21 protein-coding genes are annotated in these 24,136 nt (G+C 73.7%); 16 read left to right on the forward strand and 5 right to left on the reverse strand.

Annotated features, from left to right (window positions below):
* Window positions 1-9: 9 nt before the first annotated feature.
* Entirely contained in the window at window positions 10-1,335 is a 1,326-nt protein-coding gene (locus ACFWWU_RS27750) for a diaminopimelate decarboxylase (protein ID WP_384148894.1), read from the reverse strand.
* A gap of 105 nt (window positions 1,336-1,440) precedes the next feature.
* Here ACFWWU_RS27750 and hutU point away from each other — a divergent pair, with 105 nt between their 5' ends.
* The 5 genes from hutU (at window position 1,441) to ACFWWU_RS27775 (ending at window position 7,851) form a co-directional block, all read left to right on the forward strand.
* Window positions 1,441-3,132: a urocanate hydratase gene (hutU, locus tag ACFWWU_RS27755; RefSeq protein WP_384148896.1), complete on the forward strand. Its 1,692-nt coding sequence runs from the start codon at window positions 1,441-1,443 to the stop codon at window positions 3,130-3,132.
* Window positions 3,129-4,358, forward strand: coding sequence for an allantoate amidohydrolase (locus ACFWWU_RS27760; RefSeq protein ID WP_384148898.1), 1,230 nt, complete (start codon window positions 3,129-3,131; stop codon window positions 4,356-4,358). The genes hutU and ACFWWU_RS27760 overlap by 4 nt, the downstream gene beginning before the upstream one ends.
* The gene (locus ACFWWU_RS27765; RefSeq protein WP_384148900.1) at window positions 4,349-5,686 is read left to right on the forward strand and encodes a formimidoylglutamate deiminase; all 1,338 of its coding nucleotides are present in this window, start codon (window positions 4,349-4,351) and stop codon (window positions 5,684-5,686) included. The genes ACFWWU_RS27760 and ACFWWU_RS27765 overlap by 10 nt, the downstream gene beginning before the upstream one ends.
* 35 nt (window positions 5,687-5,721) lie before the next feature.
* Window positions 5,722-6,969 carry an imidazolonepropionase gene (gene hutI, locus ACFWWU_RS27770; protein ID WP_384148902.1) on the forward strand — a complete coding sequence of 416 codons (1,248 nt, stop codon included), beginning with the start codon at window positions 5,722-5,724 and terminating at the stop codon, window positions 6,967-6,969.
* Window positions 6,970-7,077: 108 nt separating this feature from the next.
* Window positions 7,078-7,851 carry a hypothetical protein gene (locus tag ACFWWU_RS27775; protein ID WP_384148904.1) on the forward strand — a complete coding sequence of 258 codons (774 nt, stop codon included), beginning with the start codon at window positions 7,078-7,080 and terminating at the stop codon, window positions 7,849-7,851.
* A 3-nt stretch (window positions 7,852-7,854) separates the two neighbouring features.
* Here the strand turns inward: ACFWWU_RS27775 and ACFWWU_RS27780 are convergent, their stop codons facing one another.
* Entirely contained in the window at window positions 7,855-8,487 is a 633-nt protein-coding gene (locus ACFWWU_RS27780; protein ID WP_384148906.1) for a phosphotransferase, read from the reverse strand.
* A 179-nt stretch (window positions 8,488-8,666) separates the two neighbouring features.
* On the opposite strand from ACFWWU_RS27780, the gene ACFWWU_RS27785 reads away from it, so the two are divergent.
* From ACFWWU_RS27785 to ACFWWU_RS27810, 6 genes are all read left to right on the forward strand, one after another.
* A complete protein-coding gene (locus ACFWWU_RS27785; protein ID WP_384148908.1) occupies window positions 8,667-9,743 on the forward strand; it encodes a GNAT family N-acetyltransferase in 1,077 nt (358 codons plus the stop codon).
* Window positions 9,744-10,032: 289 nt separating this feature from the next.
* Window positions 10,033-11,358 carry a glycosyltransferase gene (locus tag ACFWWU_RS27790; RefSeq protein WP_384148910.1) on the forward strand — a complete coding sequence of 442 codons (1,326 nt, stop codon included), beginning with the start codon at window positions 10,033-10,035 and terminating at the stop codon, window positions 11,356-11,358.
* A complete protein-coding gene (locus ACFWWU_RS27795; RefSeq protein ID WP_384148912.1) occupies window positions 11,355-12,164 on the forward strand; it encodes a polysaccharide deacetylase family protein in 810 nt (269 codons plus the stop codon). The genes ACFWWU_RS27790 and ACFWWU_RS27795 overlap by 4 nt, the downstream gene beginning before the upstream one ends.
* A gap of 115 nt (window positions 12,165-12,279) precedes the next feature.
* Window positions 12,280-14,217: a hypothetical protein gene (locus ACFWWU_RS27800; protein WP_384148914.1), complete on the forward strand. Its 1,938-nt coding sequence runs from the start codon at window positions 12,280-12,282 to the stop codon at window positions 14,215-14,217.
* A gap of 70 nt (window positions 14,218-14,287) precedes the next feature.
* Complete coding sequence (locus ACFWWU_RS27805) at window positions 14,288-14,746, forward strand: hypothetical protein (RefSeq protein WP_384148916.1); 459 nt, start codon at window positions 14,288-14,290, stop codon at window positions 14,744-14,746.
* Complete coding sequence (locus ACFWWU_RS27810) at window positions 14,743-15,801, forward strand: glycosyl hydrolase (RefSeq protein WP_384148918.1); 1,059 nt, start codon at window positions 14,743-14,745, stop codon at window positions 15,799-15,801. Before ACFWWU_RS27805 ends, ACFWWU_RS27810 begins: the two co-directional genes overlap by 4 nt.
* A gap of 6 nt (window positions 15,802-15,807) precedes the next feature.
* On the opposite strand, the gene ACFWWU_RS27815 is transcribed toward ACFWWU_RS27810, so the two are convergent.
* The 3 genes from ACFWWU_RS27815 to ACFWWU_RS27825 form a co-directional block, all read right to left on the reverse strand.
* Window positions 15,808-17,946, reverse strand: a complete 2,139-nt coding sequence (locus ACFWWU_RS27815) for a lipopolysaccharide biosynthesis protein (protein WP_384148920.1) — start codon at window positions 17,944-17,946, stop codon at window positions 15,808-15,810.
* Window positions 17,943-19,139 carry a DegT/DnrJ/EryC1/StrS family aminotransferase gene (locus ACFWWU_RS27820; protein ID WP_384148922.1) on the reverse strand — a complete coding sequence of 399 codons (1,197 nt, stop codon included), beginning with the start codon at window positions 19,137-19,139 and terminating at the stop codon, window positions 17,943-17,945. Before ACFWWU_RS27820 ends, ACFWWU_RS27815 begins: the two co-directional genes overlap by 4 nt.
* Window positions 19,140-19,343: 204 nt before the next feature.
* Window positions 19,344-20,264 carry an RNA polymerase sigma factor SigF gene (locus ACFWWU_RS27825; RefSeq protein WP_384148924.1) on the reverse strand — a complete coding sequence of 307 codons (921 nt, stop codon included), beginning with the start codon at window positions 20,262-20,264 and terminating at the stop codon, window positions 19,344-19,346.
* 233 nt (window positions 20,265-20,497) lie between these two features.
* On the opposite strand from ACFWWU_RS27825, the gene ACFWWU_RS27830 reads away from it, so the two are divergent.
* The 5 genes from ACFWWU_RS27830 (at window position 20,498) to ACFWWU_RS27850 (ending at window position 24,136) form a co-directional block, all read left to right on the forward strand.
* Window positions 20,498-20,869, forward strand: coding sequence for an STAS domain-containing protein (locus ACFWWU_RS27830; RefSeq protein WP_384148926.1), 372 nt, complete (start codon window positions 20,498-20,500; stop codon window positions 20,867-20,869).
* A gap of 63 nt (window positions 20,870-20,932) precedes the next feature.
* Window positions 20,933-21,352 carry an ATP-binding protein gene (locus tag ACFWWU_RS27835; RefSeq protein ID WP_384148928.1) on the forward strand — a complete coding sequence of 140 codons (420 nt, stop codon included), beginning with the start codon at window positions 20,933-20,935 and terminating at the stop codon, window positions 21,350-21,352.
* A 143-nt stretch (window positions 21,353-21,495) separates the two neighbouring features.
* Entirely contained in the window at window positions 21,496-22,188 is a 693-nt protein-coding gene (locus ACFWWU_RS27840; protein ID WP_384148962.1) for a peptidase, read from the forward strand.
* The gene (locus tag ACFWWU_RS27845) at window positions 22,188-23,048 is read left to right on the forward strand and encodes a hypothetical protein (protein WP_384148930.1); all 861 of its coding nucleotides are present in this window, start codon (window positions 22,188-22,190) and stop codon (window positions 23,046-23,048) included. Before ACFWWU_RS27840 ends, ACFWWU_RS27845 begins: the two co-directional genes overlap by 1 nt.
* A complete protein-coding gene (locus ACFWWU_RS27850; protein ID WP_384148932.1) occupies window positions 23,045-24,136 on the forward strand; it encodes a hypothetical protein in 1,092 nt (363 codons plus the stop codon). Before ACFWWU_RS27845 ends, ACFWWU_RS27850 begins: the two co-directional genes overlap by 4 nt.

Here is a 24,136-nt window from a genome sequence, read left to right on the forward strand (position 1 = left end):
CCGCCCGCGCTACCCGACGAGGGCGTTCGCGTGTGCCCCGCCCGCCTCCGCGACGATCTCGTCCAGCGTCTGGGGCTTCCGTACCGTCGAGAAGGTCACCGCCCCGTCCTCGGCCACCGTGAAGCCGTGGATCCCGGGCCGGGGCAGGCTGTTGTACGCGTAGTGGTGGGCGAAGTAGTACGCGCCGGTGTCCGGGACGGCCACGACGTCGCCGGGGCGCAGCAGCGGCAGCGCGCGGCCGGTGGCGAGCAGGTCCCCGGCGAAGCAGGCGGGACCCGCCACGTCCTGGACGGTGTCGTCCCCGGCGCGGGGGCGGCCCTCGGCGTCGTACGCGAGGATCCGCAGCGGCCAGGAGTCGGGGGCGTAGACCGTACGGGTGGCGAGCTGGACGCCCGCGTGGGTGACGGCGATCGGGCGGCCCCCGGAGGTCTTGGTGTACTCCACCCGGGCGAGGACCGTGCCGTGCTTGGCGAGCAGGGAGCGGCCGAACTCGGTGACGAGCCGGTAGCGGCCGTCGAGGAGGCCGGGGGCGGTGTCGGCGAGCAGCCGGGCGTACTCGGCGTACGTCGGCGTCTCCTCGTCGGAGGTGAAGTCGACCGGCAGGCCGCCGCCGATGTCGAGGGTGTCGATCTGCTGCCGGCCCGCCTTGTGGTTGATCTCCTCGGCGAGGGCGTAGGCCTCTCCGACGCCTTCGGCCATCAAGGCGAGCGGGATGCCCTGGGAGCCGGTGTGGGTGTGCAGCCGGGTCAGCCACGGCCGGTCCAGAAAGGCCTGGACGACGGTCTCGCGGGCGCCCTCGTCGCGGAGGGCCACGCCGAACTTGGAGGTGGCGGTCGCGGTCGAGAGCGCCCCGATGGAACCGGCTCCGATCTGCGGGTTCACCCGGAGTCCCAGGGGCGAGGCGGTGGGCGCGGAGGCGACGAGCGCGTCGAGGCGGTCCAGTTCCTGGAGGTTGTCGGCGTTGACGGCGATCCCGAGCGCGAGGGCCTGGCGCAGCTCGGCCGGGGTCTTGGCGGGGGAGTCGAGGACGGTGTGGCTGGGCGGGATCCCGGCGGCGCGGGCGAGGGCGAGCTCGCCGGGGCTGGCGACCTCGACGCCGAGCCCCGCGTCGTGGAGGAGGCGCAGGACGGGGACGAGCGGGGCGGCCTTGACGGCGAAGGCGTGGAGGACGTGGGCGTCGGTGACGGCGGCGAATGCGCTGGTCAGAGCTGCGGCGGAGGCGCGGATGCCGGTGGTGTCGAGGAGCGCGACGACAGGCTCGGCGGGGGAGAGGAGTCCTTGGTCGACGGAGGCTCGGACGGCGAGATCACGACGGTAGGAGGCCATGTGGCCCATCCCATCATTCCGGCTCGCTCGGACGGGTGACGCCCACCCTGTTGACTACAACTATTCAGCGCGCCAAGATGTGAATATCTGATCGACATTCGAGGAGGCACCCCCATGTCAGGACCCCGCCCCGTCCGAGCAGCACGCGGTACGGAACTGAGCGCCCTGGGATGGCAGCAGGAAGCCGCCCTCCGGATGCTCCAGAACAACCTCGACCCCGAGGTCGCCGAGCACCCCGACAAGCTCGTCGTCTACGGCGGCACCGGCAAGGCCGCCCGCGACTGGCGCTCGTACGACGCCATGGTCCGCACCCTGCGCACCCTGAAGCAGGACGAGACGATGCTCGTCCAGTCCGGCCGCCCCGTCGGCGTCATGCAGACCCACGAGTGGGCCCCGCGCGTCCTCATCGCCAACTCCAACCTGGTCGGCGACTGGGCGAACTGGGAGGAGTTCCGCCGCCTGGAGCAGCTCGGCCTCACCATGTACGGCCAGATGACCGCCGGCTCCTGGATCTACATCGGCACCCAGGGCATCCTCCAGGGCACGTACGAGACCTTCGCCGCCGTCGCCGCGAAGAAGTTCGGCGGCACCCTGGCCGGCACGATCACCCTCACCGCCGGCCTCGGCGGCATGGGCGGCGCCCAGCCGCTCGCCGTGACGATGAACGACGGCGTCGCGATCTGCGTCGACGTCGACCCGCGCGCCATCGAGCGCCGCATCGAGCACCGCTACCTGGACGTCAAGGCCGACAACCTCGCCCACGCGCTCCAGCTGGCCACCGAGGCGCGCGACGCCCGCCGCCCGCTCTCCATCGGCCTCCTCGGCAACGCCGCCGAACTGCTCCCGCAGATGCTCGCCGAGGGCGCACCGATCGACATCGTGACGGACCAGACCTCCGCCCACGACCCGCTCGCCTACCTCCCCGTCGGCGTCGCCTTCGACGACATGGCCGACGCCGCCGCCAAGGACCCGGCCGGGTTCACGGTGCGGGCCCGCGAGTCGATGGCCAAGCACGTCGAGGCCATGGTCGGCTTCATGGACGCCGGCGCCGAGGTCTTCGACTACGGCAACTCGATCCGCGGCGAGGCACAGCTCGCCGGCTACGACCGGGCCTTCGCCTTCCCCGGCTTCGTCCCCGCCTACATCCGCCCGCTGTTCTGCGAGGGCAAGGGCCCGTTCCGCTGGGCCGCGCTCTCGGGCGAGGCGAGCGACATCCACAAGACGGACAAGGCGCTCCTGGAGCTCTTCCCGGAGGCTGAGTCCTCTCACAACGCGTCCCTGCACCGCTGGATCAAGATGGCCGGCGAGCGCGTCCACTTCCAGGGCCTCCCGGCGCGCATCTGCTGGCTCGGCCAGGGCGAGCGCGACAAGGCCGGCGACATGTTCAACGACATGGTCGGCAACGGCACCCTCGCCGCGCCCCTCGCGATCGGCCGCGACCACCTGGACTGCGGCTCGGTGGCCTCCCCGTACCGCGAGACCGAGGCCATGCTCGACGGCTCCGACGCCATCGCCGACTGGCCGCTCCTCAACGCCATGGTCAACGTCGCCTCCGGCGCCTCCTGGGTCTCCATCCACCACGGCGGCGGCGTCGGCATGGGCCGCTCCATCCACGCCGGCCAGGTCACGGTCGCCGACGGCACCCCGCTCGCCGGCGAGAAGATCCGCCGCGTGCTCACCAACGACCCGGGCATGGGCGTCATCCGCCACGTCGACGCGGGCTACGACATCGCGGAGCGCGTCGCCGACGAGAAGGGCGTCCGCGTCCCGATGCGCGAGGGCTCCGACGACGAGGCCTCGGCGTGAGCGCCACCTTCCACGCCATGTGGCAGTCGCTGCGGCCCATCGGCCGCAGCGACGCCTCGGGCGGCTACCGCCGCTACGCCTGGACCGGCGCCGACGCCGACTGCCGGCTCTGGTTCCGGATGCAGGCCGAGGCCCGCCGCCTGGACGTCGAGACCGACCGCAACGGCAACCAGTGGGCCTGGCTCGGCGACCCCACCGCCGGTGACGCCGTCGTCACCGGCTCCCACCTGGACTCCGTCCCCGACGGCGGCGCCTTCGACGGCCCCCTCGGCGTCGTGTCCGCCTTCGCCGCGCTCGACGAACTCCGCTCCCGCGGCGCGGTGTTCAAGAAGCCCCTCGCCATCGTCAACTTCGGCGACGAGGAAGGCGCCCGCTTCGGCCTCGCCTGCGTCGGCTCCCGCCTCACCGCGGGCCGGCTGACGAAGGAGCAGGCGTACGAGCTCCGCGACGCCGACGGGATCAGCCTCCCGCAGGCGATGGAGGCGGCCGGCTACGACCCGGCCGCCATCGGCCCCGACCCGGAGCGCCTCGCGCGGATCGGCGCCTTCGTCGAGCTGCACGTCGAGCAGGGCCGGGCCCTGGACCTGTCCGGGGACGCCGTCGGCCTCGCCTCCGCGATCTGGCCGCACGGCCGCTGGCGCTACGACTTCGCCGGCGAGGCCAACCACGCCGGCACCACCCGGCTCGTCGACCGCCGCGACCCGATGCTCACCTACGCGGAGACGGTCCTCGCCGCCCGCCGCGAGGCCGAACTCGCGGGAGCGGTCGCCACCTTCGGCAAGATCGCGGTCGAGCCGAACGGCGTCAACGCGATCCCGTCCCTCGTCCGCGGCTGGCTCGACGCCCGCGCCGCCGACCAGGGCGCCCTGGACAAGGTCGTCACGGGCATCGAGGCGGAAGCCCGCGCCTACGCCGACCGCCACGGCATCGACCTCACGGTCGTCCGGGAGTCCTTCACCCCGATCGTGGACTTCTCGCACGCCCTGCGCGACGAGCTGTCCCGCCTCCTGGTGGAGTCCTCGCACGGCGCGGGGAAGGTCCCCGTCCTCGGCACGGGCGCGGGACACGACGCGGGAATCCTCTCCGAATCGATCCCGACCGCCATGCTGTTCGTACGGAACCCCACCGGCGTCTCGCACTCCCCGGCCGAATTCGCGGCCGAGGACGACTGCGCGGCCGGGGTCCTCGCACTCGCCGACGTACTGGAGGGCCTGGCGTGTCGCTGACGACGTACTGGCTGGAGCACGCCTGGCTCGACACGAACGTCGAGCCGGGCGTGGCCCTTGAGGTGTCGGACGGCCGCATCACCGCCGTCCGCACCGGGGTCGACACCCCGCCCCCGGGCGCGGTCGTCCTGCGCGGCCTGACGATCCCCGGCCTGTCCAACGCCCACTCGCACGCCTTCCACCGCGCCCTGCGCGGCACCGTCCAGGTCGGCTCCGGCACCTTCTGGACCTGGCGTGAGGTGATGTACGCCGTCGCCCAGCGCCTCACCCCCGACAGCTACTTCGCCCTCGCCCGCGCGGTGTACGCGGAGATGGCGCTCGCCGGCATCACCTCCGTCGGCGAGTTCCACTACCTGCACCACGCGCCCGGCGGCAGCCCGTACGCCGACCCCAACGCGATGGGCGAGGCCCTGATCGCCGCGGCGGCCGAGGCGGGCATCCGCATCACCCTCCTCGACACCGCCTACCTCTCCTCCGGCTTCGGCGCCGCGCCCGAGAAGCACCAGCTCCGCTTCACCGACGGCACCGCCGAGCGGTGGGCCGAGCGCGTGTCGGCCCTGAAGGAGCGGGACGGCGTACGCGTCGGAGCGGCGATCCACTCCGTACGAGCGGTCCCGGCGGACCAGCTCGCCACGGTCGCCCGGTGGGCACAGGACAGGGAGGCCCCTCTCCACGTCCATCTGTCGGAGCAGACCGCCGAGAACGACGCCTGCCTCGCGGCGCACGGCCTCACGCCCACCCAGCTCCTCGCCGAGCACGGTGTCCTGGGCCCCCGCACCACAGGCGTCCACAACACGCACCTGACGGACACGGACATCGCCCTCCTCGGCACGTCGACCACCGGCACCTGCATGTGCCCGACGACCGAACGCGACCTCGCGGACGGCATCGGCCCGGCGGTCGCCCTCCAGCGCGCCGGCTCACCGCTCTCCCTGGGCAGCGACAGCCACGCGGTCATCGACCTGCTGGAGGAGGCGCGGGCCATGGAGCTGAACGAGCGCCTGCGCACCCGCACCCGCGGCCACTGGACGGCCGCCGCCCTCCTCAGGGCCGCCACCGCCGACGGCCACGCGGCCCTCGGCTGGCCGGACGCGGGCACCCTGGAGGCCGGCGCGCTCGCCGACTTCACGACGATCGCCCTGGACACGGTCAGGACAGCGGGACCGGTACCGCGTCTGGCAGCAGAGACGGCGGTATTCGCCGCGTCGGCAGCGGACGTCCGGCACACGGTCGTGGCCGGTCGTCACGTCGTACGGGACGGGGCGCACCACTCCGTACCGGACGTGGCCGGCGCCCTCGCGGACTCGATCGCCGCCCTGCGCGGCTGAAACGGCCGAAACGGCTGAAGGAGACACCTCTCACCATGAACAACGGCCCCGCGGCGACGAACAACCCGGCGGCGATCTCCGCCCCCACGAGCGCGAACAGCGCCGTGGCGACGACCGCCACCGCCATCGTCAACATCGCCAGTCTCGTCACCAACGACCCCTCTCTCGGTGATGGAACCCCTCTCGGCCTGATCCAGGACGCGGCCGTCGTCGTGGACGGCGACCGCATCGTCTGGGTCGGTGAAACCAGCAAAACACCCGCCACTGACAACAGGGTCGACGCGGCCGGCCGGGCCGTGATCCCCGGCTTCGTCGACTCCCACTCGCACCTCGTCTTCGCGGGCGACCGCACCGCCGAGTTCAACGCCCGCATGTCGGGCCAGGCGTACGCGGCGGGCGGCATCCGCACGACGGTCGCGGCCACCCGCGCCGCCTCCGACGAGGCACTGTCCGCGAACGTGGCCCGCTACCTGCGCGAAGCCCTCCGCCAGGGCACGACCACCTTCGAGACGAAGTCCGGCTACGGCCTGACGGTCGAGGACGAGGCCCGCGCCCTGCGGATCGCGGCCGAGCACACCGACGAGGTGACGTACCTCGGCGCGCACATCGTCTCCCCGGACTACGCGGACGACCCGGCGGCGTACGTGGAGCTGGTGACGGGCGAGATGCTCGACGCCTGCGCCCCGTACGCCCGTTGGGTCGACGTCTTCTGCGAGAAGGGCGCCTTCGACGGCGACCAGGCCCGCGCGATCCTCACCGCGGGCAAGGCGAAGGGCCTGCACCCCCGGGTGCACGCCAACCAGCTGACGTACGGCCCCGGCGTGCAGCTCGCGGTGGAACTGGACGCGGCGAGCGCGGACCACTGCACCCACCTGACGGACACGGACGTCGACGCCCTGGCCTCCGGCAACACGGTAGCCACGCTCCTCCCGGGCGCGGAGTTCTCCACCCGCGCGCAGTGGCCGAACGCCCGCCGTCTCCTGGACGCGGGCGTGACCGTGGCCCTTTCCACGGACTGCAACCCGGGCTCGTCCTTCACGTCCTCGGTCCCCTTCTGCATCGCCCTCGCGGTACGGGACATGGGCATGACCCCGGACGAGGCGATCTGGTCGGCCACGGCCGGCGGCGCCGCGGCCCTCCGCCGCACGGACATCGGCCGCCTCACGGTCGGCGCCCGCGCGGACCTGACCTTCCTGGACGCCCCGTCCCCCGTCCACCTGGCGTACCGCCCGGGCGTCCCGCTGGTGACGGAGGTCTGGCGCAAGGGCGTGCGCGTGGCCTGAGTGACCGGCGCGGCGTCAAAAGCGGCGGACGACAGTCCGATTGACCACAGGGGCGGTTGAGTAGGGGTACTCATGTGGGCGACCCCCGGTCGCTCGCATGATTCCCGCATGAGAACTCCGAACCGCCTCGCGAAGATCGTCCTGGCAGCCGCGCTCGGCAGCATGGCCCTGACCGCCTGCGGCACGGCGGACGCCACCGGCAGGCCCCCGGTCAAGGCGTCCGCCGTGGGAGTCGAGGCCAGGCCGACGTCGAAGCCGACGCCCTCGCCGACGTCGACGCGGCCGCTCCCGTCGGACGACCTGGCGAAGCACTCCGACCCGGAGATGCGCTTCCTGGCCCTGTTCTCCCGCGTCCTGGACGGCTGCGTGCCGGGCGGTCTGCCCACGCCGCCCGCCGACCCGGCCGCGGACGACGCGACCCCGCCCCAGAACCTGCCGGACGGGGCGAAGCCGGAGGAGCCCGGCGACCTCCCGGTCCCCTTGGACGCCCCCGAGCCGCCGTCCTCCCCGGAGTCGGCCCCGACGAGGTCGGGACCCGTCGAGGAGGTGCCGCTGACCGCCATCGACAAGTGCGCCGGTGACGCGCACGCCCAGCGCATCCGCGAGGCGTTCGAGGGCGCGGGTCCGGCCGACCAGCCGGCTCTGCGGGAGAAGCTGACCGCCCTGGACTACCCGCCGACGCGCATCCACCGCATGCCGGACCACGGGGGCTCGCCCCGGGCCCGGATCGACCTCCGGTTCATGGGCAACAACCTGATCCTGGAGGTCACCGGCACCGACCGCGGGGTTCTCGTCGAATCGTTCGGGGCACAGGAGACGGAGGACGTGGACGTGACCAAGGTGAAGCGGAAGCCCGGCGCGGACGACGCCACCGCGTCCTGACCCTCAGCCGGTCGCCAGAGACCTCACGAGGGCCTCCGCCGCCCCCAGAGCCGCCACCTCCCCTTCCGTCAGGTTCGGGTCGGACGCCCGGCGCGTGCGGGCCGCCGTGAGGTGGGGAAGGAGCGGGGTGCGGACGGCCGCGAGGAGGGCGGCGAGGCCCGCGCGGGCGCCGGGGGCGTACGGGGCGGGGGAGACCGCCACCTCCGCGAGGATCAGCGCCGACATTGCGCAGTCCAGACCCGGCGGGCCCTCCTCGGCGGTCTGCCAGTCGATGACGACGGGGCCCGCCGAGGCCGTGAGCACCACGTTCCCCGGGTGCAGGTCCAGGTGCAGGAGGCGGGAGCCCGGCAGGCCGTGCAGGCGGGCGAGGAGCTCCGCGATCAGTGCGCCCGCCGGTTCCGGGTCGTACGCACCGTCCAGGAGCGCGTCCAGGAGCGACGGTCCGGCGAGGCGCTCCATCACCAGGTCGGGCCCCTCCGCGCGCACCACCGCCGGAACCGGGTAGCCGTGGCCCGCCAGCCGCGTCATCACCCCCGCCTCCCGCGTCGCGTCGTCGCCGTCCCGGTACCGCCGCAACACCCGCGTCTCGTCGAGTGCGTAGACGTCCGCGGTCCTGCCCTGCCCGATGATCTTCAACTTCCCTGTCCCATCCGCGTCTTGTCCACCTTCCCCGGCTTCCCCGCCACGTGACCACCGCTTCTCGGCGAGGCCACGGAATGGCCGAGTATGCCTGCCGGGGAGGGGTTCGGACCGGTACCGTCCTGTCCTGGCAGTACTCAGGGGACCGGGGGGTCGGCAAGGTGAGTGCTTTTCGGGTGCGGATCGTGAGGCCGGGGGAGCTGAGCGGGCGCGAGATCGAGGCGTGGCGGAAACTGCGTGCAGCGTCCGGCGCTCCCGCGAACCCCTTCATGGAACCGGAGTTCACCCGGGCGGTCGCCGAGGTGCGGCCCCGGTCGCGGGTCGCCGTGTGGTGGGAGGGGGACGAGCCGGTCGGCTTCCTCCCGTACGAGAAAGGGGCGTTGGGGCAGGGGCGGGCCATCGGCTTCGGCGTCTCCGACAGCCAGGGCGCCGTTCTGCGGCCCGGACTGCGACCCGGCGCTCGCGCGGTACTGCGCGCCTGCGGGGCCGCGGTGTGGGAGTTCGACAACCTGGAGGCCGGCCAGCCCGTCTTCGAGGGCGCCGCCACCGAGTCGTTCGCCTCGCCCGTGATCGACGTCGGCGAGGGGTACGCGGCCTACGAGGCGCTGCTGCGCGTCCAGTCGCCCAAGTTCCTCAAGACCACCCTCGCCAAGGAGCGCAAGCTCGGCCGCCAGGCGGACGGCGAGGTGCGCTTCGTCTTCGACGAGCGCGACCCGGCCGCCCTGCGCACCCTCATGGAGTGGAAGTCCGCCCAGTACCGCAGGACCGGGCGCGGCGACCGCTTCGCCAAGGAATGGATCACCACCCTCGTCCGGCGCCTCCACGAGCAGCGCACGCCCGGCTGCTCCGGCGTCCTGTCCGTGCTGTACGTGGGGGAGCGGCCCATCGCCGCCCACTTCGGACTGCGGTCCGGGACCGTGCTGTCCTGCTGGTTCCCGGCGTACGACCCTGAGTTCGCGAAGTACTCGCCCGGGCTCGTCCTCCATCTGCGGATGGCCGAGGGCGCGGCCGCCGCCGGGATCGGGATGCTCGACCTGGGGCGCGGCGACGCGGAGTACAAGGACGCCCTGAAGACAGGGGAGTTGACGGTGTACGAGGGGGTCGTCTTCGTCCCGGGCGCACGCGCCGCCCTGCACTGGCTCGGGCGCGAGCCCGCCCGGCGCGCCCACCGCTTCGTCCGCGACCGCCCGGCCCTCGCGGCCCGAGCCCGCGCCACCCTCAACGGGCTCGCCCGGCTGCGGGGGAACCGATAGTCCCGGCCGGGCGGCGAGGCCGGAGGGCCGGCCCGCACGCCACGGCGGACCGGGCCGGGCCTGCGGTGGTGGTGGCGACGGCGACACACGACAAGTCCCCGCCCACAGACCCTGTGCCCGCAGACTCCGTTCCCGCAGCCCCTGTGCCCGCCGACTCCGCGCACGCCGATTCCGTTCCCGCAGCCCCTGTGCCCGCAGACCCCGTTCCCGCCGCCTCCGCGCACGCCGATTCCGCCCCGCCGCCTCCCTGGCCGCCGAGCCCGCCGCCGTATCTCCCTGGGGGATCCCCGTGAGCACCCGCCCCGACCGACCCGCCCCGCCTCCGCGCCCCGTCTCCGTCGCCGAGCTCGACCTCGACGCGCCCGACGGGCCCGTCACGTCCCTGCGCCCCGCCCCCGGCGGACCGCCCCTCGTACCCGGCGACGTGTACGCGCTCGTACGGCTCCGGGGCCGGCCCGCGGCCACCGTCATCGGGACCGTGCGGGACGGCGAGGACCCCGCCGAGGTGCTCGGCGCCCTCGCCCGCGAGCGCGTCGAGACCGCCGCCCGGCCGCGTACCGACGCCGAACACCATGCCTCGGCAGGCGGGTCGTCGCGGTCCGAGACCGCCACCACCCGGCCCCGCACCTCCGTGATCGTCGCCACCCGCGAGCGCCCCGAGCAGCTCGCCCGCGCCCTCGACTCGCTCCTCGCCCAGGACCACCCCGACCACGAGCTGATCGTCGTCGACAACGCGCCCCGCACCACCGACACCCACGACCTGGTCACCCACAAGTACGCCGGGCGCGTCCGGTACGTCCGCGAGGACACCCCCGGGCTCGCCGTCGCCCACAACTCCGGCGCCGCCGCCGCCGACGGGGAGGTCCTCGCCTTCACCGACGACGACGTGATCGCCGACCCGCGCTGGCTGACCGCCCTCACCGAGCCGTTCGCCGCCGACCCCGGCCTCGGCTGCGTCACCGGCCTGATCCTGCCCGCCCGCCTGAGCACCCCCGCCCAGGTCCTCCTCGAATCGCACGGCGGCTTCGCCAAGGGCTTCGCGCCCCGCCTGTACGACCCGGCCGAACCGCCCGCCGACGAACCGCTCTTCCCCTTCACCGCGGGCAGCTTCGGCTCCGGCGCCAACATGGCCTTCCGGGCCACCGCCCTCCGCCAGGCCGGCGGCTTCGACCCGGCGACCGGCACCGGGACCCCGGCCAAGGGCGGCGACGACCTGTACGCCTTCGTCGCCGTCCTCTCCGCCGGCTTCCGCCTCCGCTACACGCCCGAGGCGCTCGTCTGGCACCACCACCGGGAGACCTGGCAGGACCTGCGGAACCAGGCGTACGGCTACGGCGCGGGCCTCACCGCCTACCTCACCGCGACCCTGGTCCGCCGCCCCCGCATGCTGCCCGCGCTGCTCACCCGGCTGCCGCGCGGCCTCGCCCACGCCCGGTCCATGACCGCCCAGCGCGGCGAGGGCGACGGCGGAGTCCCCGGCGAACACGGCACCCAGCACCATCCCTGGCCCAGGAGCCTCTCCCGACTGGAGCGACGCGGCATGCTCTACGGCCCGATCGGCTACGCGAAGGCCCGCGTCGCGCAGGCCGGTCTGCGGAAGGCGGCGGTCCGATGACGAACGTCCCCCTCCACACCCGGATCCCCGTCCTCCTCTATCACGCCGTGATGGACGACCCTCCGGACTGGATCGCCGAATTCACCGTCTCCCCCGAGGAGTTCGCCTCCCAGCTCGACGCGATCGTCGCCAGCGGCCGCACCGCGATCACCGTCGGCACCCTCGCCGCCCACTTCGCCACCGGCGCCCCGCTGCCGCCCCGCCCCGTCGTCCTCACCTTCGACGACGGCTTCGCCGACCTCGTCGGGCCGACGGCCGAGGCGCTCGCCTCCCGCGCCCTGCCGTCCACCGCGTACCTCACCACGGGGGCCATCACCCCCGGCCGGCCCTGTCTGCTGCCGCCCGCGCCGATGATGACCCTCTCCCAGGCCCCGCGCCTGGAGCAGTACGGGATGGAGGTCGGCGCCCACACCGTCACCCACCCGCAGCTCGACACCCTCGCGCCCAAATTCCTGCGGCGCGAACTGCGCGAGGCGAAGGCGGTCCTGGAGGACGTCCTCGGGCACGAGGTCCGGCACCTCGCCTACCCCCACGGTTACAACAGCCCGGCGGTACGACGGGCCGCCGAGGCCGCCGGGTACACCTCGGCGGTCGCCGTCCGGCACGCGCTCAGCTCCGAGTCGGACGAGATCTACCGCATCGCCCGGCTCATCCTGCGCCGTGGTCACACCGTCGCCGACATCGAGCAGTGGATGGAGGGGCGCGGCGCGAAGGCCGCGCCGTACCGGGATTCGCTGCCCACGGTCGGGTGGCGGATGTACCGCAGGGCCCGCGCCCTGCTCAACGGGCCCGAGTTCGCGGGCTGAGCCACGCCGTCGGAAAGATCATCAACTCCCGTGCAAGGGACGGGGATTGAATGTCTGTACAAAACCGAAGTACGTTCCTTTGTTTCACCAAGGGGACAGTGGGGGGAGAGCCGTCGTGCAGCACCATGTGCCATCAACACCGGTCACCGGGAGCGACGGCGTACCGTCACAGTCCTCCCCGAAGGACCGGGAAGCCGCGGAGCGAGAAGCCGCGCGACGGGCAGCCGGGACGGCTCCGGCCCCCCGGCCCCGGTCCGCCCCCCTCGCCGCACTCCGGTCCCCGGCCGCCCTCAGCCTCGCCCCGCTCCTCCTCGCCGCCGTGCTCTGGCTCTGGGCGCTGCCCAACATCGACTTCCGGACCATCGAGGAGTTCGGCCTCCTCGACCGCTTCCCCCTCGGCTTCTACGCCGCCCTGGCCGTCCTGACCGGCGGCTTCGTCATCACCCTCCGCCGCGCCGGCACCGCGCCCCTCTGGCCCGCCACCTACTGCGCGGCGATGCTCGTCGCCCTCAAGGCACCGCCCGCGATCCTCTACGACACCGTCCGCTACGCGTGGGCGTCCAAGCACGACGCGATCATCAGCAGGCTGCTCACCGAGGGCACCGTCCACCCCGGGCGCGAGCTCTCCGGCGGCATGTCCGCCTACGACCAGTGGCCCGGCTTCTTCTCCCTCGACGCGGCCCTCGTCCGCGCCTTCGGCGTCGACGCCGCCGCCTCCTTCATCAACTGGGCCCCGGTCGCGCTCGGTCTGCTCACCGTGCCCGTCCTCATCCTCGTCTACCGCACGTTCAGCGACGACTGGCGGCTCGTGTGGACCGGCGTGTGGATCTTCCAGTTGGCGAACTGGGTCGGCCAGGACTACCTCTCCCCGCAGGGCTTCTCGTACCTGCTCTACCTCACCGTCTTCGCCGTCGTCGTCCGGCACTTCGTGCTGCCCGGCTCGGCGGGCGCGCTCCGCGACCGCTCCGCGCTCGACCCGGCCGCCGCGGCCGTCCCGCCGCCCACGACGACCCGGCAGCGCGCGGTCGCCGTCCTCTTCCTCGTCCCGATCATCGCCACCATCAACGCCTCGCACCAACTCACCCCCGTGATGCTCTGCGCGAGCCTCCTCGCCCTCTGCCTCACCCGCCGCTACCGCAACCTCGGGCTCCTCGCCACCACCGGCGTGATCATGCTGGTCTGGAACCTCACCATGGGCAGGGAGCTCTTCCTCGACACCCTCGGCACCCTGCGCGAGAAGGCCGGCGACCTCCTCGGCAACTCCCGTCCCGGCTTCGCCGGCGACCCCACGGGCCCCGGCCCGGAGCTCGTCGGCAACGCCAACGTCCTGATGGTCCTCGCCCTCGGCGGGCTCGCCGCCGCCGCCGTCCTGCTCCGCCGCAAGCTGGCCCGCAGCGCCCTGCCGCTGGTCCTGGCCGCCGCGGCACCCCTCCCGATGTTCGCCGTCAATGACTACGGCGGCGAGATGATCTTCCGCGTCTACCTCTTCGGACTGCCCGGCTCGGCCTTCTTCGCCGCCGCCGCGCTCGTCCCCGCCGTCGGGGCCGCGAGCCGGGCCGCCGCGCTCGCCCGCCGCACGGCCGCCGTCGCCCTGCCCGTCACCCTCGTCGCCCTGCTCGCCGGCTTCCTGCCCTCGTACTACGGCAAGGAGGGCATGCACTACGCGCCGCCCGGCGAGACCGCGCTCACGCGCCGCGCCTTCGACCGGGCGCCCGAGGGAGCCCTGATCCTCGCCGCGACCGGCGCCTTCGCCGACTCGTACTACCGCTACGACCACTACGAACGCTGGTTCTTCACCGAACAGGAGGTCGACGAGAACCTCCGCATGCTGAAGGACCCCGCGCGCTATCTCGCCGGCGGCATCCCCGCGGGCCGCCCGGCCTACGTGATTCTCACGCCCACCCAGGGCGAGGCCGTCATCGGCGAGGGCTACCTCCCGGAGGGCGGCTTCGACACCCTCCGCGACGCGCTCAAGGGATCGCCGCTCTTCGAGGTCGTGGAGGAGAACCGGTACGGACTCGTCCTCCGCTACCGGCCCACGACCACCGGCTGACCCGCCGCCCCGCACACGTCCCGGACCCACGCCCGCACATACGCACGCACGCACGAGGAGTAGGTACGCCATGACCGGCCCACGTCTGACCCCGCGAGTCCAGCGCAGAGCCGCCCTCGCGGCCTCCGGATGGGTCGCCCTCGCCGCGACCGCGTTCCCCGGCGGCTCCCCGCTGCGCTGGATCCCCGTCCTCGCCTTCGTCCTCCTCGCGCCGGGCCTCGCGCTGCTGCTCCCCCAACCCCTCGGGCTGCGGCCCGGCGCCCGCCTGGAGGCGCTGGCGCTCGCCGCGCCCGTCAGCCTCTCCGTGGCCACGCTCACCGCGACCACCCTGTTCCTGACGAAAGCCTTCTCGCTCACCGTCTTCCTCGTCGTCCTCGCCCTCTTCGTGAGCGTCGCGGCCACCCTGCCCGGAGTGCCGCTGCCGGCCGCCACGCGCGGCGCCGTCGAGCGTGACGGCACCCGCACGTCCGGGCGCACCTCCCTGCTCACGGCCCGGTTCCGCAAACGAAGGACCGGGGGGCGCGCATGACCGGGCGCCACGGCAGGCACGACCCCTGGACCCGGCTCGCGATCGCGCTCGCCGCCGTCGGCGCGCTGACCGCCGGCCTGGGCGTCTGGTCGACCCTCTCCGACGACGACGGCTGCGCGCCCGACACCTTGCTCGTCGCGCCGTGTGGTGCCTGGTGGGGCGCGTACATCCCGTACGACAGCGACAGTTCGCTCACTCGGCCGGTGTACGACTTCGAGAGGAAGATCGGCCGCAAGCTCGACCTCGTCTACACGTACCACGACATGTCAGGGAGCAAGGCCGACGGCGAGCTGCTCACTCCCGACGAGCGGGAGCTCGGCCGGGACCGACTCCTCATGCTGGCCTGGGAGTCCACGGTGTGGACCGAGAAGCACCACGCCAACTGGACCGAGAAGCAGCTGGGGTGGAAGAACATCGCCGCGGGCACGTACGACACCTCGGTCATCGACCCGCAGGCCCTCCGGGTCAAGGAGTACGGCAAGCGGGTCTTCTTCGCCTTCGACCAGGAGGCCGACTTCCGCATCGAGCAGGGCGCCGGGACCCCGGAGGAGTACGTCGCCGCCTACCGCCACGTCCGCGACCGCTTCGAGAAGCTGGGCGTCACGAACGTGGTCTGGGTCTGGACCGTCTCCGGCTGGCTCGGCAACGCCGCTCTGATGAAGCGGCTCTACCCCGGCGACGACTACGTCGACTGGATCGGCATGGACCAGTACAACTACTACCTCTGCCACAAGTCGCCGAACTGGCTCGACTTCGACAAGAGCCAGCGCCCCAGCTACGACTGGCTCCGCAAGAACGTCTCCGCCGAGAAGCCGATCATGCTCTCCGAGTTCGCCACCGCCCCCGACCCGAAGCGGCCCGAGCGGCAGCGCGACTGGTACACCGCGATCCCAGGGGTGGCGCCGACGCTGCCGGAGGCGAAGGCGTACGTGCACTGGAACCGCGCTGTGCCCGGGCCCGGGTGTGACCTGACGGTCGACTCCGGGGCGGGCCTGGAGGGGTACCGGATCGCCGGCCAGGACCCGTATTTCAAGCAGCCCCTACCGCGCCGCTGACGACTCCTAACGGCGGCCCGCCGCCAGGCCGCGGAAGGCGCAGACCGCCATCGTGGCGCCGGCCAGGCCCAGGAAGAGCGGGAGCGGGGCGGCGGCGAAGGCCTGCTGCCCCGCCCACCCGGCCCAGACGAGGACCCACACGACGCCCGCCGTGACCCGGTCGCCCACGCCGAGGACCCGCAGCAGCAGGGCCGCGAGCAGCAGGCACAGCGCCTGGAGCACGATCGGGGTCACCACCGCCGCCGGGCCGACGGCCTCGCCGAGGAGTTCCGCGCCCGGGCCGCCGGCCGCGGCGGGCCGCAGGCCCAGCAGGGGCGGCGCGGTGTGCAGGGCGAGGAAGGTGGCGAGCAGGACCGCCCCGGCGAACGCCGGCCGGAAGGCGCGCAGGCCGACGGCGGCGCCCTGGAGGGCGACGAGCAGCAGCCCCGCGAGGAGCGTGACGGGCGGGAGCGCGGTCAGCAGGCCGGTCCCGGAGAGCCGCTCCACGTCGAGGACGCCGGCCCCGGCGAGCGGGAGCCAGAACAGCACGGCGGCCAGGCCGAGGGACAGCCAGAGCCACCGCCGGAGCCGGGCCGTCGGCCGGTCGGGCGCGTCCGGCCGGTCCGCGCCCCCCGCCTCCCGCCGCGCGGGGGTGAGCGCCGGCTCGTCCGTCCGCTGCCGGGGTACGTACACGGGGATGCCGAACGCGGGCGTCACCGAGTCGTGCGTCCCGCGCAGATAGGCGCTCTCCCGCGCCCAGTTCGTGCCGTACCCGTCCTCCGCGCGTTCCTTCACCCGCGCGGCCGCCCGGGCCCCCTCGACCGGCGCCCGGCCCTTGAGCGTGGCCCGCAGGCCCGGCACGGACGCCACCGCCATCAGCGTCATCGAGCCGAGGACGGCGTACCCCGCACCGGCGATGCCGAAGGGCCCGAGGAGGAAGACCGCGCTGCCCAGGACCATGACGCACATCGCGCCCTGGAGCGCGGCGAGCATGCCCGTACGCCCCTGGACGCGCAGCACCCCGATGTACAGCTCGACGGCGACCCGGGGGAGCGCCGCGGCGGCGAGCAGCCGCAGCACGGTCGTGCCGTTCCGGGCGTACTCCTCGCCGAAGGGCGCGAGGATCAGCGGCGCGAAGACGACGAGGACGAGCACGACCGGGACGAGCAGCAGCGCCATGCGGCGCAGCGCTCCCCTGACCCCCTCGGCGAGGGACTCGGGGCTGTGCGAGGCGTGCGCGGTGAGCGAGGAGGCCATGTTGATGGCCATGAACTCCATCGTGCCGCCGACGGTGTAGGCGGTGTAGAAGAAGGCGTTGTGCGCGGCGCCGAAGCGGACGGCGACCATCATCGGCAGCAGGCTGATCATCAGCAGGCTGAAGATCGAGCCGACGGAGTCCCCGGCGAGGAAGCGGCCGATCTCGCGCAGGGTGGGCGGCTCGCGGTCCCGGTCGGCGTGCGCCTGCCGGGGGATCAGGTGCCGGAAGACGAGCCAGCCGACCGGCACGACGGAGAGCACGATGGCCGCCGCCCAGGAGACGAAGACGCCGAGGACCGGTACGCCGACGGCGAGGACGACGAGCAGCACGAGTTTGCCGAGCGAGAAGACGGCGTTGCCGACGGGTACCCAGATGGCCCGTCTGAGTCCGGTGAGGACCGCGTCCTGGAGGGTGAGCAGGGCCCAGCCGATGCTGGCCGCCGTGAAGAAGATCCCGGCGGACACGGTGCCGAGCGGGGCGTACGAGGGGCCCCACCAGTCCAGGGTGAGCAGGAAGACGCCGCAGGCCACGGCCACGACCGCCGTGCTGACCAGGTAGAGGCGGACCACGAGCGGCCCGGTGGCGCGCCCGGCCCGGGGCACGTACCGGACGACCGCGCCGGTGAGCGTCGTCGCGGTCAGGGAGGCGAGCATCCGCTGCGCGGCGATGGCGGCGGAGCCCTGTCCGACGGCCTCCTCCGTGTAGTAGCGGGCCGCGACCAGCCAGAAGCCGAGCCCGAGGGCCGCGGAGACGCCGGTGGAGAGCATCAGCGCGTAGGCGTTGCGGAACATGGAGTTCTCGCCGGAGTCGCCCTCGGCGTCCTTCTCGCCGGCGGGAAGCGGCACGGCGGCCGAGGGCTCCTCCGCCTCCGGCCGGTCCGATTCCCGCAGCCGTACGGTGTCGGTCACCGGGCGCCGCCGGGGGCCTCCGACAGGCGCGCGGGGCGGGTCCCGGCCGCGCGCAGCACGCCGAGGACCTCGTCCGCGCGGCGCGGGTCCACCGGCAGGGCGTGCCGGGCGAACCGGGCGGCGGCCTCCGGCGCGGGGGACAGGTCGGTGAACGCCTCGCCCGCGTAGCTGTCGAGCGGCGGGTCGTAGACGTAGCCGGTGGTGATCCGGTGCCGGGCGAGGGCGGCGATCGCCGCGTCCCGGTCCTCGACGAGCAGCGGCACCCGGAACAGCGGCTGGGCCGGTTCGTCCGCGGCCCCGGGCGTGCCGTACTCGCTCGCCAGGAGCAGGGCCGTGCCCGCGCGGTGGGCGGCGAGGACGCCGTCGAGCCGGGCCAGTTTGCGGGTGGTGCGGCGCAGCCGCCCGGGGCCCGGCCGGAGCCGGTAGTCGTGCATGTCGACCCGTACCCAGGAGTGGAAGGGGGCGAGCGCGGGCGCGGCCGGCAGGGCCCGCCGCAGCTCGTCGGCGCGGAGCGGCATCCGAATCTCCTCCCGCTCCTCGAGGCCGAGCAGCCGCACCGCGGCGCGCGCGGTCCTGACGAGGCGCATGCCGCGGACGGCGGCCTCCGCGTACGGCCGTACCAGGTAGGCGAGTTCGCCGGCCGTACGGGCCGGGTGCAGCAACGCGTCCCGTGCGGCGGTGAGTTCCTCGCGCAGCGCCGGGTCGGCGAGGGCGACGAAGCCGCCGGTCTTGGCGGCGGTGTGCTTCGAGAGGCTGAAGACGGAGGCCTCGCCGTACGTGCCGACCGGGCGCCCGCCGACGGTGGAGCCGATCGCGTGGGCCGCGTCCTCGATCAGCGGGATGCCGAGCCGGTCGCATTGGGCCCGCAGCTCCGGTGCCGGGTCGGGGTTCCCGTACAGATTGGTGGTGAGGACCGCGGAGAGGCCGCGCCAGACGGACTCCGGGACGGCCGCCGTGTCGATCGACCCGTCCCGGGGGTCGAGCGGCGCCTGCACCGGGCGGAGCCCGGCGGCGAGCACGACGAAGAAGATCACGTCGTCGTTGACCGGTGACATCAGCACCCGGCCGCCGGGCTCGCACCAGTGGCGCAGCGCGAGGTAGAGACCGAAGCGGCACGACGGCACGTAGAGGCACTCCCTGCCCCCGAGCCGGTCGCGCATCCGCCCTTCCAGTTCCGCGTACGCAGAAACCATGTGATTCCCCCCTGAATCCCCGGGCTCAATGTGGCCCAATCCGGACGGCGCGTCAACAAGGCCTTCCGGTCACGCGATCGGCCTGGTGCGGGGCCGCGCGCGCGGTCGTACGGAAGGGCCCGTTCCGGGTCGGCGGATCGAGAACGCGACCGTGAACGGGCCCTTTCCGGAGCCATCTTGACGGCTCGGGGGAGCCGCCGGAGGTCATTCCTCCAGAGTGAGGCCGCGGCGCAGCCGGGCGAGGGTGCGGGAGAGGAGCCGGGACACGTGCATCTGCGAGATCCCGAGCTCCGTGCCGATCTCCGACTGCGTCATGCCGGAGACGAAGCGGAGGGAGAGGATGTGCCGTTCGCGGGCGGGCAGCGAGGCGATCATCGGCTTGAGGGAGGCGATGTACTCGATGCCGGTGAGTCCGTCGTCCTCGTAGCCGATCCGGTCGGCGAGGGTGCTCTCCCCGCTGCCGGCCTCGTCCTCCTCGGTCTTGGCGTCGAGCGAGCTCGCGGTGTACGCGTTGCTGGCGGTCATGCCCTCGACGACCTCCTCCGTGGAGATCCCGAGCTCCTCCGCGAGTTCGGCGACGGTGGGGGCGCGGTCGAGGCGCTGGGCGAGCGCGTCACCGGCCCGCGCGAGGTCGAGCCGGAGCTCCTGGAGCCTGCGGGGGACGTGCACGGACCACGAGGTGTCGCGGAAGAACCGCTTGATCTCGCCGATGATCGTCGGCATCGCGAAGGTGGGGAACTCGACGCCCCTGGTCAGTTCGAAACGGTCGATCGCCTTGATGAGGCCGATCGTGCCGACCTGGACGATGTCCTCCATCGGCTCGCTGCGGCTGCCGAACCGGGAGGCGGCGAACTTCACGAGGGCCAGGTTGAGTTCGACGAGCGTGTTCCGGACGTACGCGTGGTCGTGGGTGCCCTCTTCGAGGACGGCGAGCCGGGCGAAGAGCTGCTTCGACAGGGCGCGCGCGTCGACCGCTCCGATGCGGTCGAGGGGCCGGTCGGGCAGGTCCGGCATGTCCTGGCGCTGGGTGGGCAGGTGGTCGAGGGGCTGGGTGGGCAGGTGGTCGAGGGGGACTGCTGCCGACGGCGCGTCGGGGGTACGCGGGGCGTCGAGCCGGGGTGACATGGGTCTCCTCCATTGTTCTTCTGCTGCGGTTTGCGGCGCCTCCGAGGCCGGTCATGTCGGGTGTCCTGTCGGGTGTTCTCTACTAGGCCTACCTGGTGGACCGCGATGGTTGCAAGTGTCAATAATCCGCTTTGGGGGTATTTGCGCGGTCCGTGTGTGCGCCGAAGGGTGCCCCGCTTGTAGGGTTCGACGCACGTCAGTCGGCAGCCGCGAGAGCGAGAAGAGGCACGGCCATGGACCGCCAGCACATCGGCAGCGCGCAGCCCGCGCGCCTGCGGGTCGAGGTCCGGACCGTGGGCGTGGGAGTCGAACTCCTCACGCCCGTGGGTGAGCTGGATCACCACACCGCCGAATTGTTGCGCACGCCACTCGACGCGGCGCTCGACGCGGGCCGGTCGAGGCTCGTCGTCGACTGTTCGGGCCTCGAATTCTGCGACTCGACCGGGCTCAACGTGCTGCTCGGCGCCCGGCTGAGGGCGGACGCCGCGGGTGGCGGGGTCCATCTGGTGGCGATGCGGCCCACGGTCGCCCGGGTGTTCCGCATCACCGGCGCGGATGCCGTCTTCACCCTGCACGACACGCTCGCCACGGCCCTCCCCGGCTGAGGCGTGGCGTTCGCTCCGTACGTCCCGCCCCTCTGTCTCGTCAATCGGTGAGGTGAAGCGCTGATGGACCAAGCTTCCGACGTCCGTACGCTCGCCCTCGGCGAGACCAGCGGCACCGTCCCGCTCGCCCGCGACTTCACGCGGTCGGCGCTCCAGGAGTGGGGGTGGCTCCCGGCCGCCACCGCCGACCGCAGGGCCGCCGCCGAGGACGTCCTGCTCGTCGTCTCCGAGCTCGTCACCAACGCCTGCCTGCACGCCGAGGGCCCCGAGCGCCTGCGCGTCCTGCGCGTCGACCAGGTCGTACGCCTCGAAGTCACCGACCGCGGCGCCGGACAGCCGGCCCCCCGCACCCCGCACCGCTCCGGCCGGCCCGGCGGTCACGGCATGTTCATCGTCCAGCGACTCTGCCTGGACTGGGGCATCGACCGCACGCCCGGCGCCCCGGGCAAGACGGTCTGGGCCGAACTCGCCGCACCCGCCTGAGGTGCCCTCCTCGGACACCCCCGAGGACTTTCACAAGTTCACCCGCTCCTCTGCCTTCCCTCTGTGAGGCCCCCGGCGTACCTTGACGGCCAATCTGAAAGACCGTCAGTTATGTTGCGGTGAGGGGTGCTCGGGTGTCCAAGGTGCCGAACCGAAGGAGAACGGCCGCCGGTCTCACGGTGGCGGTCGCGGTGGCGGGCGCCACCGTGCTGACCGCCGCGCCGGCCGCCCAGGCGACCGTCGTCGATGTGAACTACGCGTGCGTGACGAAGATCGGCCCGAAGGACGCCGTCTCGCCCGTCGACATCAAGGCCGTCAAGAGCGGCATCGGCTACACGATCACGATGTCCTTCGAGAAGGGCGTCTCCGACAGTCCGATCGAGCTGGGCAAGGGCGTCATGACCCCGCGCGCCGAGCTCGTCCTCGGCGGGGCCGCCGAGGGCACGGTGAAGGTCAAGGGCACGCCGAACACGGCCGCCATCCCGCCGGACACCCCGATCAAAATCGGCACGCTGACCGGGACGTTCACGCCGACGAAGAACGGCAAGGTCACCTTCACGGCCGGCACGCTCATCGTGCACGCCCTCGGCATGGACGCGGCCGAATGCAAGCCGAAGAACAACCCCGCGCCCTCGCTGGAACTCGACGTGACCGGGGTCGCGGGCGGGGACGACACCCCGCCGGCCGGCGACGACGGTGACGACAACGGCTCCGGGACCGAACTGCCCAAGACCGGCCCGCTCGACTCCGCCCTGGCCCTCGGGACCCTCGGCGGAACCGTCCTGCTGACCGGCGCCGCCGGAGTCCTCTGGCTCACGCGGCGCACGGCACGCTGATGCGGGCGGCGGTGCGCTCCGGGCTCGTGGCCGCCGCGACCGCCCTCGTCGGCGCGGTCGCGGCGGCTCCCCCCGGAGACCGGGCCTGGACGGCGGCACCCGCCGCCGGACGGCCGTACGCCTATCTGGAGGGCCCCGCGGGGAGCGTCCTCCAGGACACCCTCTCGGTGACCAACCCGGGCGCGCGCCCGCTCACCGTACGACTCGCGGGGGAGGGCGCGCCGGTGGCCTTCGCCGCCCGGACCGTCACCGTGCCGGCCAGGACCCGGGCGGACGTGCCGTTCGCCGTGACCGTGACCGCGGACACCCCGCCCGGCGACCACCGGGGCACCGTGCGCGCCACGGCCGCCGGACGCGAGCTGAGCGTGGAGCTGCTCCTGCGGGTGAGCGGCCCGCGCCTCGCCGCGCTCACCGTCGAGGACGTCCGCGTCGACGAGGCCGCCGGCGGCCTCCGCTACACCCTGGTCAACCGCGGCACGACGGTCCTCGCCCCGACCCTCGCGGTCCGCGCCGAGGGCCTCCTCGGCACGGTCCTCGACCGGCCGGAGCGCGCCCTCCCGCTCACCCTGCGCCCCGGCGAGCGGGTCACCCGCACCGAACCCTGGCCCGATCCGCCCGCCCTCGACTCCGTCACCGTCCGGCTGACCGCCGGCGCCCCCGGCGCGGCCCCCGCCGGCGCCCGTACCGAGGCCGCGTTCGCCGAGGGCCCCGCCCTCGCGGGGACGGCCGGACTGCTCCTCGCGGTGGCGGGCGGCGGGGCGTACGGCATCCGGTACGGGAAGCGGTACGGAAAGCGGAACGGCGAGCGGCGGCGCGGCCGGCCCCGTACCCAGCGAGCCTCGACGGGAGCGACGACATGAGGTCGACGAGGAGGTCGCGTACGGCCGCGGCCCTGCTCACGGCGGTGCTCACGGCCCTCGCCCTCGCGCTGCCGCCCGCGGTCACCGCGACGGCCGCGCCCGGACCCGTGGTCGAACTCTCCCAGGCCGAGGGCGGCAAGGGCGGCACGATCACCGTCAGCGGCAGCGGCTGGAAACCGGGCGCGCTGCTCATGCTCCTGATCTGCGGCCGGTCCGCGCCCGGCAAGGGCGTCATCGGCGGCACCAACTCCTGCTCCAACAGCGAGGGCCGGGCCGCCACCGTCGACGCCAGGGGAGCGTTCAGCGCGAAACTCCCGGTCGCCGAACCGCCCGAGCCCTGCCCCTGCGTGGTGCACGTGGCCGGCGTCACGGGCCAACAGGACGCGGTCGACAAGGCGTTCGCGGTCGCCGGACACCCCACGGCCCCGCTCCCCGAGGCCTCGGGCAACGGGCGGCTCGCCGTCCTCGCGGCCGTCCGCCTCGACGGGGCCGGCGGCCTCCTCGTCTGGTTCGGCGCGCCACCGCGCCGGGAGGTGGTCTTCACCGTCGGCAACCTCGGCTCGGCCGCCGTCAAGGACCCGGTCTTCGAAGTCGGCACGAGCCACGGCGTCTTCGCGCCGCAGTACGAGGAACGCCAGTGGCGCGGCACGATCGAACCCGGCAAGAAGGCCCTGGTCCGGCTCCCGGCCGAACTCACGGCGGGCGCGCACGGCGACTACCAGGTCTCCGTCCGGTACGCGGGCAAGGTCCTCGTCGAGCAGCCGTGGGGGGTGGACCGCCCCTGGGGCGTGACGCTCTTCTGGGTGCTGCTCGCCGTCGTCGTACCGGCGGCGCTGTTCCGGATCGGGATGGCCGTGGTGGACCGTCTCCGGCCCGCCGCCGGACGCCCCGCCGCGGGCCGCCCGTCCACCGGACGCGTTCCCCGCACTCGTACGGCCGCACTGCGCCGCCGTACCCGCACGTCCGTCCCCGCCCCCGCGAACGGGGACGCGAGGGACGACGAACCGACCACGGTCCTGCCGTGGTTCAGCCCTGACTCCGCACCGTCAGCGCCAGAGAGCAGTCCGACGACGAAGGGACATGCGTGA

It is taken from the genome of Streptomyces sp. NPDC058650, from assembly GCF_042717315.1.
GTDB lineage: Bacteria > Actinomycetota > Actinomycetes > Streptomycetales > Streptomycetaceae > Streptomyces.

Excerpts from the sequence above, each read along its gene's own strand:
- ACFWWU_RS27750 (WP_384148894.1), bottom strand. The coding sequence starts at position 1,335 with ATGGGCCACATGGCCTCCTACCGTCGTGATCTCGCCGTCCGAGCCTCC.
- hutU (WP_384148896.1), top strand. The coding sequence starts at position 1,441 with ATGTCAGGACCCCGCCCCGTCCGAGCAGCACGCGGTACGGAACTGAGC.
- hutI (WP_384148902.1), top strand. The coding sequence starts at position 5,722 with ATGAACAACGGCCCCGCGGCGACGAACAACCCGGCGGCGATCTCCGCC.
- ACFWWU_RS27775 (WP_384148904.1), top strand. The coding sequence starts at position 7,078 with ATGAGAACTCCGAACCGCCTCGCGAAGATCGTCCTGGCAGCCGCGCTC.
- ACFWWU_RS27795 (WP_384148912.1), top strand. The coding sequence starts at position 11,355 with ATGACGAACGTCCCCCTCCACACCCGGATCCCCGTCCTCCTCTATCAC.
- ACFWWU_RS27805 (WP_384148916.1), top strand. The coding sequence starts at position 14,288 with ATGACCGGCCCACGTCTGACCCCGCGAGTCCAGCGCAGAGCCGCCCTC.
- ACFWWU_RS27810 (WP_384148918.1), top strand. The coding sequence starts at position 14,743 with ATGACCGGGCGCCACGGCAGGCACGACCCCTGGACCCGGCTCGCGATC.
- ACFWWU_RS27820 (WP_384148922.1), bottom strand. The coding sequence starts at position 19,139 with ATGGTTTCTGCGTACGCGGAACTGGAAGGGCGGATGCGCGACCGGCTC.
- ACFWWU_RS27825 (WP_384148924.1), bottom strand. The coding sequence starts at position 20,264 with ATGTCACCCCGGCTCGACGCCCCGCGTACCCCCGACGCGCCGTCGGCA.
- ACFWWU_RS27830 (WP_384148926.1), top strand. The coding sequence starts at position 20,498 with ATGGACCGCCAGCACATCGGCAGCGCGCAGCCCGCGCGCCTGCGGGTC.
- ACFWWU_RS27835 (WP_384148928.1), top strand. The coding sequence starts at position 20,933 with ATGGACCAAGCTTCCGACGTCCGTACGCTCGCCCTCGGCGAGACCAGC.
- ACFWWU_RS27845 (WP_384148930.1), top strand. The coding sequence starts at position 22,188 with ATGCGGGCGGCGGTGCGCTCCGGGCTCGTGGCCGCCGCGACCGCCCTC.
- ACFWWU_RS27850 (WP_384148932.1), top strand. The coding sequence starts at position 23,045 with ATGAGGTCGACGAGGAGGTCGCGTACGGCCGCGGCCCTGCTCACGGCG.